The 12627-nt window shown below is 38.2% G+C and carries 12 protein-coding genes; 5 read left to right on the plus strand and 7 right to left on the minus strand.

The genetic code is table 11. The features are described from left to right. Nucleotides 1-76: 76 nt before the first annotated feature. The 3 genes from GTH25_RS00120 to GTH25_RS00130 are packed head-to-tail and all read left to right on the plus strand — an operon-like array spanning nt 77 to nt 3354. Nucleotides 77-1078, plus strand: coding sequence for a glycosyltransferase family 9 protein (locus tag GTH25_RS00120; RefSeq protein WP_164530231.1), 1002 nt, complete (start codon nt 77-79; stop codon nt 1076-1078). Nucleotides 1079-1081: 3 nt separating this feature from the next. Beyond that, nucleotides 1082-2185: a glycosyltransferase family 4 protein gene (locus tag GTH25_RS00125; protein ID WP_164530232.1), complete on the plus strand. Its 1104-nt coding sequence runs from the start codon at nt 1082-1084 to the stop codon at nt 2183-2185. Then, entirely contained in the window at nt 2185-3354 is a 1170-nt protein-coding gene (locus GTH25_RS00130; RefSeq protein WP_099659564.1) for a glycosyltransferase family 4 protein, read from the plus strand. The genes GTH25_RS00125 and GTH25_RS00130 overlap by 1 nt, the downstream gene beginning before the upstream one ends. A 4-nt stretch (nt 3355-3358) precedes the next feature. On the opposite strand, the gene rfaL is transcribed toward GTH25_RS00130, so the two are convergent. Then, nucleotides 3359-4612 carry an O-antigen ligase RfaL gene (rfaL, locus tag GTH25_RS00135; RefSeq protein ID WP_164530234.1) on the minus strand — a complete coding sequence of 418 codons (1254 nt, stop codon included), beginning with the start codon at nt 4610-4612 and terminating at the stop codon, nt 3359-3361. Between the two features lie 99 nt (nt 4613-4711). Between rfaL and mutM the strand changes: the two genes are divergently transcribed. Next, nucleotides 4712-5536: a bifunctional DNA-formamidopyrimidine glycosylase/DNA-(apurinic or apyrimidinic site) lyase gene (gene mutM / locus GTH25_RS00140; RefSeq protein WP_156732946.1), complete on the plus strand. Its 825-nt coding sequence runs from the start codon at nt 4712-4714 to the stop codon at nt 5534-5536. Here the strand turns inward: mutM and coaD are convergent. The 6 genes from coaD to rfaQ form a co-directional block, all read right to left on the minus strand. Continuing rightward, complete coding sequence (coaD, locus tag GTH25_RS00145; RefSeq protein ID WP_164530235.1) at nt 5533-6018, minus strand: pantetheine-phosphate adenylyltransferase; 486 nt, start codon at nt 6016-6018, stop codon at nt 5533-5535. The genes mutM and coaD overlap by 4 nt on opposite strands. Then, nucleotides 6008-6787, minus strand: a complete 780-nt coding sequence (locus GTH25_RS00150; protein ID WP_164530236.1) for a glycosyltransferase family 2 protein — start codon at nt 6785-6787, stop codon at nt 6008-6010. The genes coaD and GTH25_RS00150 overlap by 11 nt, the downstream gene beginning before the upstream one ends. After that, nucleotides 6787-8064 carry a lipid IV(A) 3-deoxy-D-manno-octulosonic acid transferase gene (gene waaA / locus GTH25_RS00155; RefSeq protein ID WP_164530237.1) on the minus strand — a complete coding sequence of 426 codons (1278 nt, stop codon included), beginning with the start codon at nt 8062-8064 and terminating at the stop codon, nt 6787-6789. The genes GTH25_RS00150 and waaA overlap by 1 nt, the downstream gene beginning before the upstream one ends. 81 nt (nt 8065-8145) lie before the next feature. Further along, the gene (locus GTH25_RS00160; RefSeq protein ID WP_164530238.1) at nt 8146-9249 is read right to left on the minus strand and encodes a glycosyltransferase; all 1104 of its coding nucleotides are present in this window, start codon (nt 9247-9249) and stop codon (nt 8146-8148) included. After that, nucleotides 9246-10379, minus strand: a complete 1134-nt coding sequence (locus tag GTH25_RS00165) for a glycosyltransferase family 4 protein (RefSeq protein ID WP_164530239.1) — start codon at nt 10377-10379, stop codon at nt 9246-9248. Before GTH25_RS00165 ends, GTH25_RS00160 begins: the two co-directional genes overlap by 4 nt. Further along, nucleotides 10379-11446, minus strand: a complete 1068-nt coding sequence (gene rfaQ / locus GTH25_RS00170) for a putative lipopolysaccharide heptosyltransferase III (RefSeq protein ID WP_159363666.1) — start codon at nt 11444-11446, stop codon at nt 10379-10381. The genes GTH25_RS00165 and rfaQ overlap by 1 nt, the downstream gene beginning before the upstream one ends. A 159-nt stretch (nt 11447-11605) precedes the next feature. On the opposite strand from rfaQ, the gene GTH25_RS00175 reads away from it, so the two are divergent. Continuing rightward, nucleotides 11606-12568 carry a polysaccharide deacetylase family protein gene (locus GTH25_RS00175; protein ID WP_164530240.1) on the plus strand — a complete coding sequence of 321 codons (963 nt, stop codon included), beginning with the start codon at nt 11606-11608 and terminating at the stop codon, nt 12566-12568. Nucleotides 12569-12627 lie beyond the last annotated feature (59 nt).

Below are 12627 nucleotides of genomic sequence, written 5' to 3' on the forward strand. Positions count from 1 at the left end.
ATTGATGAATATTTGTAATACTTTTTAGTGTATAGTCTGAGAAGTAAATGTATCATTTAAGCCAAATAAAAAGCATATGGATCCAAAAAATATATTGGTTATAGCGGTAGCGCGTTTTGGTGATACATTACTTATCACCCCCGTTATTCATGCCTTAAAACAGCGTTGGCCCAATGCTCATATTGATGTATTTGCACATAAGCGTAGTGCATGCATTCTTGAGCATAATCCTGATATTAATAGTGTTAGACATTTTTCTAAAAAGCGCGCTGTTTGGTCAGGTTGGTTACCGAACAAACCTTATGATTTGGCTTTGGTATACGGTAATGATCGTGAATTAGTGAACTATGCTCGTCGCCAATCTCATCATACCGTTGCTTTTGCTGACATATCTGAGCAGCAAGGCAATACGACTTGGGTTGCGCGCCCCAAGTCGCCGATGGTTGCACAAAAAGAGCGTGCCTTATTAATTAATGCATTAGGGATTTATCCGAGTTGTTGGCAATTACGTTACTTTATCAGTGAGGAAGAAGTGACTTTTGCACAACAGTTTTTGAAAGGTAATTCATTAATTAATAAGAATATTATTGGTTTTCAGTTACAAAGCTTTCCCGCTAAAGCCTATCGAGATTGGCCAGTGGAGAACTTTCTGCAATTAGCAAAGCAGATTATTACCCATGACGCGAGTACGTATTTTTTGCTATTAGGTGGTAAGGAAAGTGCGCAATTATCTGTTGATTTAGCTAAAAAAATAGGTGAAGAGCGATGTTTAGCCTTAGCAGGGCGTGTTTCAATGCGTCAAAATGCGGCAATTATGGCAAATTTATCGCTTTATGTTGGTGTTGATACTGGTCCTACACATTTAGCCGGTGCTTTAGATATCCCGATGGTGGCGCTATATCATAGCTATCATCCCGGGTGCTATTTAGCCCCTATACAACATTCTTGTTGTCAGGTTATCCAACACCCTACACCATTAGAAAAAGCACGCCGTGAAGATAATATGGCTGAAATCTCAGTTGAGAATGTGTGGAATGCAGTGAGTAATATCATGAATGGAATGAAGGTGAAAAAGTAATCCATGAAGATCGGTATAATTGATGTCACAATCACCATGTCTTATGGCGGGATCCAAACAGCGGTTTGGGAACTGGCTAAGCAATTGCATGATGCTGGGCATGAAGTTCATCTTTATGGTGGCAATGGCGATATCCGACACAATCTGGCAGGACGCCAAATACAAATTCACACTTACCCTTATACACCAAGAGATAAAGTGATTGATCTTGGTGGACGTTTTCGTCGTATTGTTGAGCGCTACACTTTTGCACGACACGCTAAAAAAGATGTTATCAGTCAAAATTTTGATTGGGTTATTTTAACGAAGCCTTTTGACTTTTTTTGGCCATCTATGATGCCTAAATCATCTCCAACGCGTTTTTGTTATATGAGTGGGGGCACCAGTTTTTTCAAAGGCGATCGTAGGTTAGGTAAAAAGATTTCGGCATGGGTTGCATGTAGTCACTTTAATGCTTGGCAAATCCAACATCATTTTAAACAATTCCCTAGTGTGATTTATAATGGTGTGGATATTGAAAAATTTAAACCTATGACTACCTCGTTGCGTGAGCAATTAGGGATCAATGAGTCTACTTTTTTACTCTCATTTGCTGGGCGGTTAGTGGGTTGGAAAGGCTTGAGTGTCGCAATTGATGCCATAGAGCAGTTAAAAGGTGAAGATGTTAAACTTCTGATTATCGGTGCAGGTGATGATCTTGAACGATTAAAAAAGAAAGCGATTTCTAAAGGTGTTGCAGAGCAAGTCATTTTTCATCAGCCTGTCGAGCATAACGTATTACCGGAATTTTATGCGGCAAGTGATGTGGGTATTTTCCCGAGTACTGGAGATGAAGCCTTCGGTATTACGATTGCAGAAGCGATGGCATGCGCCAAACCAGTGATTGCGAGCCATATCGGGGGGATCCCTGAAGTTGTCGGTAATGAAGGCACTGCGGGATTGTTGGTAGCCCCTGGCAATGCAGATGAAATTGTAATGGCGATTAATCATCTTCGCCAATTACCCGATAGAGGAAAAGCCATGGGTGAGAATGCACGTTTGCGTATAGAGACGCGTTATACTTGGCAACATTCTGCGCAACGTTTATTACAGGCATTGGCGTCATAATAATGAAGATTGCCTATCTTGATCCTTACCCGGTGCCTGACTTACGTGTTGCTTCCTTGCAAATCTTGCAAAATGTGGATGCATTTGCTCGAGCGGGTGCAGAAGTCACTTTAGTCACACCAAAAGGACAATATCAAGATAGCGATATATTAGGTCGTTCAATTCACACTAATGCGAGTTTAGTTGCTTTAAGAGATATTCGACGTAAATGGTATTTTCCATTTAATTCACAAAAACTTTTCTCATTACAAATTGCTCGTTGGATAAAGCAAAATGATGTGGATGCGTTGTTTACCCGTAACTTAAAGCTAGCGTGTTATCTTTGTGAAAATTATCCAGAAATCCCCCTCTTTTTTGAAAGCCATGAAATTTTTGCTCAATCTTTTGCTGAGTCTCATTCATTTGAGAAAAAAAAGAATCGTGCAAAATACCATAAGCTATTAAAAATGGAGAAATTAGTTTATAGCCAAGCGACTGGGATTTTTGTTCTTACTTCATTATTAAGAGATGATATTGTTTCACAGTATCAAGTTGTTACACCAATAACTGTCGTTCCTGATGGTGTGGATTTACATGCAGTGGCTGATTACCAAGTTAAATCACCAATATCTGAGAAAAGCTTTACTGAGGTATTGTATTTAGGGAGCTTGCATAAATGGAAAGGTATCCCAACCATGATGCGAGCAATGAAATACCTTGATAATGCAAGGCTTAATATTGCGGGTGGTACACCTGAACAGATTGAAGGGTTAACCTTATTAGCTCAAGAAATGGATGTAAAAGATAAAGTAAATTTCTTGGGGTTTATTGATCCCAAAAAACGCTTTGAAGCAATTGGTCAACACGATATCTGTGTACTTCCGCTTACATTAACGAGTATTGGAAGTCGTTACACTTCACCACTTAAGTTATTTGAATATATGGCGATGGAAAAGCCTGTAGTAATTTCAGATTTTCCTTCAATTCGTGATGTTGTGGATGAGAAAGCGGTGAGTTTTGCCGATAGTGGTGATGCGCAGAGTTTTGCAAAACAGATAATACAGCTAAGAGAAAACCCGCAGCGAGCCAAAGAAAAAACAACCCATGCCCGCTCTCTGGTTGAAAACTATTATAACTGGGATAAGCGGGCAGAGATTATATTGAAAACAATAGAAAAGTTAATTAAGTAACCTATTATTGTTTATCTAATGACGTTATTGATTGATAATTTAGTAGTGAGTGGCGTAATGCCAACATTAATCCCACTAAAATACCCACCTGATTGATATAGGCATTCTCAAATAATCCTCGCAGTACATAGACTCCTAAAAATGACATCAGTAATACCAGAGAAGCTTGACGAATAACCCCTTGGTTTTTTCTTATTAATTGGATACCTTGGGCAATTATCGAAGAGCAAAAATAAAGAATACTAAATAACCCCAAAATACCGCCAGCAAACCAAAAAGCTAAAAAGACGTTATGGGGACCAATGGATTTTTTAAATTTCCATTTTGGATAATCTTTAACGCGCTCATTATAGACATTATGGTAAAGCTGATTACCATAGCCATAGCCTTTTATCGGTTGTTCAAAAATAAGATCTAACGCTGAGCCTTGGGTGCCATTATCAAAACGAAATCCGCTATTAGTTTGTGTTAATTTATATTGTAGTTTTTTATCTATAAATTTGTTTGGCTCTATTTTAGTTATAATAAAAAAACCTGAAATACAGGTGATAAGACTTAGTGTTATAATACACCATTGTTTATTTGTTATTAATATTATTCCTGTTATAAAAATAAATGTGATCCATGCTCCTCTAGCCAAAGTTCCAAGTATTAGAAATAGGAATAAAATAAGAATAAAAGTAAAAAATAAATTTAATGTAATATGAGTACTTTTCAATGACCATAAACTTAAAATGATAGAGAAATAAAATAGTAAAGAATAAGATATTTCTCGATGTATTTTCTGACTAGTAGTTGTAAATGGTGAGATCCCTTTTGAATATTCTAAATAATACTGCACCAGTTCCTTAGCCATAATTACCAACAACCCAATCACAAAAGCTACCATCACCATTTTGGCAATATCAGTTGGTTTTTCTTTATATAATACAATCGGAAAGGTAATAGCAAAAAGCAGTAAGCCATTTAAAATGGGTTTATTAATCTCTTTGATGCTGATATTTGGATCAACTGAGATTAGTATGGAATAACCAATAGTCAGTAATAAAAACAGTAGCGAGAAGGCCAGATTATTTTTAAAAATTTTACAGATAGTTTTAAAATCACGTACCAGATACCACAGTGCTGTTGCACCGATTAGTCCCATCACAATATTTTTATAACGGGTGATATCCGGTAAGTAGATCAATATAATGTAAAGCCCAATAATGGATAAATTCCAAAGGGATTTTTTACTATAGTCTTTAAACAACATCATAATAATCTGCTATCGTCCTTTCTACTTTTGGGGATGCTGATCATACAATAAAAATGATGTTATCGCTGTATCTCTTATCTGATAATAATGGAGCCACCTGTGCCTGAATTGCCAGAAGTTGAAACCAGTCGCCGAGGTATTGAACCTCATCTTGTGGGCAATGTGTTGCACTATGCCATTGTGCGCAATAGTAAATTACGTTGGCCTGTGTCAGAGAAAATAAAGACTTTACTGGATGAGCCTATTTTAAGTGTAAAGCGTCGCGCTAAGTACTTGTTAATAGAACTTAATACAGGGTGGATTATTATCCATTTAGGAATGTCAGGGAGTGTTCGTATTCTATTAGAAGAACAACCTGAAGAGAAACATGATCATATCGATTTAATTTTTCGTGATGGCAAAGTATTGCGTTATACCGATCCACGACGCTTTGGTGCTTGGCTGTGGTGTGAAGATTTAGCAACTAGTTCTGTATTAGCCCATTTAGGGCCAGAGCCACTTTCTGATGAATTTAACGCAGAATATCTATATCAGCAGTCAAAAAATAAAAAAACAGCCATTAAACCGTGGTTAATGGATAATAAATTAGTTGTTGGTGTTGGTAATATTTATGCTAACGAGGCGCTATTTTCATCGGGCATTATGCCTGATAGAAAAGCCAATAGCTTAACGCAAGAAGAGTGTACGGTACTGGTGACTGCGATTAAACGAGTATTGATGCGCTCCATTGAGCAAGGTGGTACAACACTAAAAGACTTCTTACAGTCTGATGGCAAGCCGGGATATTTTGCTCAAGAACTCTTTGTTTATGGGCGTAAAGATAAACCTTGTTTGATTTGCGGACAACTGATTGAAAGTATTAAACAAGGGCAACGTAGCACCTTTTTCTGCCGACATTGCCAACATAGTGAGAATGAGAGCTAAATTTTACCTAACTTTTTCAGCATTGCTGCGGTTACCACTTCAGGTAAAAATGTAGAAACATCACCGTCATGGCGCGCCACATCTTTAATTAAAGATGAAGAAACAAAGGAAAGATTTTGAGAAGGCAGTAAAAAAACACTATCAAGATCAGGTGCAAAGTGACGGTTCATATTGGCAAGTTGCCATTCATATTCAAAGTCAGAAACGCTACGAACGCCACGAATTAAAATAGTGGCTTGTTGCTGTTTGGCAAAATTTGCCATCAGCTCACTAAAACCCACCACTTCAACATTCGGTAAATGGCTCGTCACCTCTCTGGCTAAATTAACTCTCTCTTCTAAGGTAAACATCGGATTTTTACGGGCACTATCAGCAATGGCTAATAAAACGGTATCAAACATACCTGCTGCACGAGTTAATATATCAATATGGCCATAAGTGATAGGATCAAAGGTTCCGGGGTAGATAGCTTTATTTTTCATGATTGGTCGTCTTCTGGCTGAGTTCCCATAAAGAAGCGTATTTATTAAAGGTATACTGTGCATTAACAAATGCCAGTACTAATCCCTGTTTCCCGTCTAAAAAGCCCATTCTTAACAACCAAGTCTTAAAAAAGGCACCTAACGTATGAGTTAAGATGGAGCCATAACTGGTTTTTTTACCTTGTTGATGGCGCTCTTTAGCCCATTCGGTGGCATATTTTAGCTGTTTTTGCTGAAATTCCATTAAATCACGACAGGTAAGATGCAAGAGATCGCCTTGCAATGTTTTGACTGTTGCGCCCTGTGTTTCTAACGATTCATGAACTAAATTATTGTTATATTGATAACGTTCACGAGCATATAAACGGGTCACTTTATCGGGATACCAACCACTGTGTTTCATAAATCGGCCCATAAATAAGTTACGGCGAGCACAGTTATAGACCACATTTTCTTCAGGTTGTTGCAATACCGCCAGGATACTAGTTTTGAGTTCAGGTGTGATACGTTCATCACTATCAATCATAAAAATATAATCACCCGTGGCATATTGCTGTGCCAATTGGCGTTGTTTACCAAATCCCGGCCATTCACTATTTACAAAGACTTTTGCCCCTTTTTCTGCCGCAATACGACAGGTGTTATCTTGGCTACCTGAATCTAATACAATGATTTCATCAGCCCATTGTACGGAGTCTAAACATTCACCAATGACATCAGCAGCATTTTTACTGATCATCACGACAGAAAGGCGCTTGCATTGGCTCATCAGTGACTCCGAGGGGGAAGGTAAGGTGAAAGTAGGGTGAGTAAACGCAACAATGCACCTTGGTTTTCATGAAGCACTTCAACAGCATGACGACCATAGTAACGGCGATAATCTTCATCATTAAGCAATGAAGCAATAGCAGTTGCCATCGATTCACTGTCTGTAACAGTAATTAACCCTTCAGCTTGATCGAGCTTGGCACAGATATTTTTAAAATTAAAAGTATGAGGCCCCATAATAACCGGGATAGCATGAGCTGCGGCCTCTAAAGGATTATGACCACCACGTTCGACTAAACTTCCCCCTACAAAAGCCAGATCAGCAATACCATAGAGCAACATCAATTCGCCCATGGTATCACCTATCACGACTTGGGTCTGTGCATCAGGAACAGCATCAGTACTGCGTAAGGTATACTTTAACGCTGCTTCGCGTGTTAATTGCTCCGCTTTAGGGAAACGCTCTGGGTGTCGAGGAACTAAAATTAACAAAAGCTGTGGAAATTGTGTCAGTAGCTTTTTATGTGTCTCTAAGATAATGGTTTCTTCACCTTCATGGGTACTGGTTGCAATCCAAACGGGGCGATGAGCAGCCCATTGGCGACGCAAAGCAACGGCTCTTGCTGCTAACTCAGGGGTGACAGAAATATCAAATTTTAGACTGCCTGTTACATGTAAATGTGAACGTTTAAGCCCTAATTCAATAAAACGCTCACCATCTTCTTGGTTTTGAGCCGCAATTAAGGTGATTTTTTGGAGCATTGTTTTAACGAAACTACCTAATTTCTGATAACCCGCCGCAGAGCGTTCTGATAAACGTGCATTGGCGATAATCAATGGGATTTTTCGTTGATGCAGTTTTGAAATCAGATTAGGCCATAGTTCGGTTTCCATAATGATCACCAATTTCGGATCAACCGCTTTAAGAAAACGATTAACTGAACCCGGTAAATCATAAGGAAGATAGACATGGTAAACATCATCACCAAATGCAGAACGTACACGTTCTGAGCCTGTTGGTGTCATGGTTGTGACTGTTATAGGCAAATCGGGATAGTGATGGCGAAGGGCGCGAACAAGTGGCACGGCGGCGAGTGTTTCACCGACAGAAACGGAATGTAATAATATCCCTTGAGGCACAACTTTGCCTTTGCAAAAGCCATAGCGCTCTCCCCACCGTTTACGGTAGGCGGGTGCTTTACGGCTACGTAATAAAAGACGTAACCAAATCAGAGGTTGAATAAGGTAAAGAAGTACCTGATATAAACGCAACAACATGCTATCAAATTCACTTATCTGGACGAACGCTTATAGTATCACACTGTGTGGTAGAAAGTGTGTAAAACAAGTAGGCGCGGATTAAGGAATTAAAGCGATATACTGCTTTAAAATATGGTTTAGTTCAAATTTTGCATAGGATGATGGCAATATTTGAGGTGGTGAATAATACGCGAAACGAAGTTTCTCAGCGAGAGAATCACTATCCATTGTAGAAAGATAATCAGAAAGCGCGTCAGTCATAATTTCGCTGACTCCACCTGGGCATTGAGTACTGACGATAGGAGTTCCACAAATTAAAGCTTCAATTAATACAGTAGGAAGTCCTTCGCTATCAGAACTTAATGCGACTACCTTCGCATCTTTGATGGCAGGGAGCGGATTAGAGATAAAGCCAGCAAGTACAACCTTCTGTGTTAGATTGAGTTGTTTTATTTGTGCTTCTAATTTTTGTTTAATGGCAGGTGTTCCTTCACCTAAAAGGATTAATTGGCAAGGCAAATCCGCTTTCGCAAAGGCTTCAATTAATCTGTCTTGCCTTTTAACTTCATGTAATCGTCCAACATGTAAAATATACTCTTGCTGAGTAAATACATTCGGAAGGGTGGCTCTTTGCTGTATTTCTTCAATATTAAAAGGGTTATAGATGGTCTTTAGTTGGTGAGCACGAATGTCAATTGTATTTATTAAGTCATCTTTAACAGCGTTAGATACACAAACGAGATTTTTATCTTTATAAACACGCTGAATTTTGGTTTTTTTCAACCAATATGAAAAGCCAGATTTATTCCCAAGATAAGATTGAGAGTAAATGCCATGAATACAGTACCAAACATTACAGCTTTTTAGTTGTTTGGATCGGCAAACAATACGGTCTGTTTTGTGTAGATTAGAAAGAACAAGCGCAGGACGTCCTTTCTTAGCAAAAAGCTTTATAAGTACATTATCAAGTGATTTTGCTCTACGAGGTATTTCGGTTAATTTTCTGAAGATACCACGATAGTCATCATGATCAACAATATAATCAATAAAATCAGGTAGTTCATACGCTAATTTATTATGTAAGGATAACAATGTGACTTGGTATCCAGCCTGATGAAAACCGTTGGCTAGCCTGAGTGTAACATTTTCAGCGCCACCACCGGGTAATCCATCAATAATAAAAAGTATATGTTGTTGACTCACAAGGCTAATATCCGTTTATAAAGTGAAATAAGCTCGCCTGATAATCGTTGTGGCGTATAGGGAAGGATAGTCTCTCTCGCTACCTGTGACATTTCAGTCCACGCTGTATTTTGGGGGATCTGCACAATTGCATCAGTTAATGCTGAAATATCTAATGCATCACAAACAAATCCATTTTTACCATTTTGAATAAATTCCGCGCCACCACAAGTTGTTGAGGTGATCACCGGTAAACCGCACGATAATGCCTCAAGAATAACATTAGGGAAAGGATCGTAAAGAGTAGGAAGCAACAATGCATCCGCTATTTGATAAAAATCGAGTGTTTTTTTCTGCATACCTAAAAAGAAAATACGTTGCTCACAACCTAATTGTGTCGCGAATTGTTCGTATCTTCGCTGATTTTTATCACTTCCAACAACTAACAATATAGCCGATGTTTTTGCTATTGCTGAAATAGCAGCTGCTAATCCTTTACGTTCAAAGCCAGATCCTACATAAATAAAGCAAGGCACATCTTGTGGAATATTATATTGTGTTTTTAATGCGTATTTTTGAGAATTTGTCGCAGGTACGAAAGCATTATGATCAATTGCGTTATAAATAACAGATATTTTATCGGCAGATAGGCCAAAATCCTCAATAATTTCATTTTTAACCATCTGTGAGTTACAAATAACTTGTTTTAATGCAGGATCAGCATACATTTGCTTTTCTGCATTCATAACATAGCGATGGTATCTATCATAAAATAACCAGCGACCTTTCCAATTTGGCAATATTCGTTGACGTTGTAATAACCATCGGCGGTGCACACCATCACCTGCCCGAAAAATATCACAACCTGCGATACGTTCATGACTTTGAACAATATCAAAATGATTTTCTTGCCAACACGCTCTTGCCGCCTTAGCGAAGCCTGACTCTCGACTAATTCTGCCTAACTTTCGTGGGTTACATAAGTGAATATGCCAATCTGGATTGGTATCACCTTGCCATTCTCGAGTGATCACATTGAGTTCAAGATCATCGTTTGATAATGCATCTAATGCACGGGCAATAAAGCGCTCAGCACCACCATCAGGACGATACTTTTGTCGAACAATGGCGAGTCGTAATGGGTGATTCATTAAGATAAGTGCCTTATAGCTGTGTTGTAAACTACATCAACAGGAATAGCGGAAAGATAGCGTTGTTGAGTGTCTGTTTTTATATGATCTGGGTGTGGAATATCGTCATAATCACCAGCCCATATTGTTTCGCCTATCGCTTGCCAAGGATGCCAATGCTCAAGTTTAGAAGGACCAAAAAGAGCAACTAAAGGGGTTTTTAATGCTGCAGCCATATGCATTGCAACAGAATCAACACCAATAAAAAGCCCTGCATTATCAATTAATACCGCTAATTGAGATAAAGAGGTTTGGCCTGCTAAGACCGTTATAGCTTCTTTATTTGGACATTGTGCCAAAATAGTTTCTATCATCTCCAATTCTTTTTTCTCTGGGCCTGAGGTTAAAACAACAGAATAATGGCTTTGCTGAAGTTGTGTAATCAAAGTCGCCATTTTATCCTCATTCCAGCATTTGAAAAACCAGCGAGATGTTGGTTGTATAACGATATAGTTTTTAGGGAGATGATATTTTTCAATAGTCTCAGTTAACCACTGTTTGTCTGCTTCGCTATAAGCCATCATAACATCCGAAATAATAGGAATATTAAGTGGTGTCAGGATACTCAGATTTTGTTCAACAGTGTGCAGTTGTCCATGATCTGCTGTAGAAATAATGATGTTATGGCACGTTTGCCAAAATTGGCTGTCTTTACGCTTTTCAAATTCAAAGCCTAAACGTGTTTTTGCTTTGGTAAGTAAAGCAAAAATGGCTGCTTTCCATTGATCAGCTAAGTTTACCACTAAGTCGTACTGCTGTTTTTGTAATGTTCGGCCAAGTTCCCACTCTTTTTTTAATCGAGTCAACTTACCTTGATGTTTCCAATTACGATCAAGATAAAAAATATTATTGATTAATGGGTTGTGCTCAAGCATAGGTAATGTTTCTTTGTATAATAAAACATCAATCATCGCATTAGGATAAGCTGATTTTAATGAGCATATAACGGGTGTCGTTAATAACATATCTCCATGATGTTGGAGTTTAATAACCAGTATTCTATTAAATGATTGATTTATATTTGTCATAATTACTTTAGCTTGAATGAGATACTCTAATTGTAAACAAATCCACGGAATGCATCTACCATACTGTATTTATATTGATTGAATAGATGTTTCCTACTGCGTAACATAGAATAATTTATTCAATTATGAACCTATAATCCATCAGTTGGCGGGGAATGCATGACTAAACCAGCATTTATTATCACATTAGATACCGAAGGCGATAATCTTTGGGAAAATGAACGTGATATTACCACTCGAAATACGCACTTTCTTCCCCGTTTTCAGCAACTTTGTGAGCGCTTTAATTTTAAACCTGTTTGGTTAACAAACTATGAAATGGTTATGGATGATGCCTATATTGAGTTTGCTCGTGATGTTATTGCACGTAATACGGGCGAAATTGGTATGCACTTACATGCTTGGAATAGCCCACCAATTACACCTTTAACGGACAACGATTTACATTATCAGCCTTATTTAATTGAATATCCCAAAGATCAAATGCGAGAGAAAATCGCATTAATGACACAGTTACTTGAAGATAAACTGCAAACCAAAATGTTAAGTCATCGTGCGGGTCGTTGGGCTTTTAACGAAACTTATGCACAACTTTTGGTTGAGTTTGGTTACCAAGTCGATTGTTCTGTGACACCTAAAGTGGATTGGCGATTTACTAAAGGTGATCCCGCACAATCCGGTGGAACAAATTACACCGATTTTCCAAGTCATGCTTATTTTATGGACTTGCAGGATATCACTAAACCAGGTAATTCTTCGTTGCTAGAAGTGCCAATGAGTATCCAATATAAGCACTCACCTTTTATGAATAAAATTAAGCAAGGCTACGATAAATTGAGAGGTAAGCAACGTGCGCCTTCAGTGAATTGGCTCCGCCCTAAAGGTGGCAATGCTCAACAGATGATTGATGTTGCTGAAAAATCTTTAGCTCAAGGTCACTCTCATATTGAATTTATGTTGCACTCCTCTGAATTTATGCCGGGTGGTAGTCCAACCTTTCGTACCGAAAAAGATATTGAAGGGTTATATAACGACTTAGAAACTTTATTTAGCTTCTTATCAGATAAAGTGCATGGAATGACGTTAGCTGAGTATTATCAAAATCAAGTACAGGCAAAATAAGATGAAGTTGAAGAAATTAAAATGGGTACATAACTTCCTAAATATTTATAACCCACTTT

Source organism: Proteus terrae subsp. cibarius, assembly GCF_011045835.1.
In the GTDB taxonomy this organism is placed as follows: domain Bacteria; phylum Pseudomonadota; class Gammaproteobacteria; order Enterobacterales; family Enterobacteriaceae; genus Proteus; species Proteus cibarius.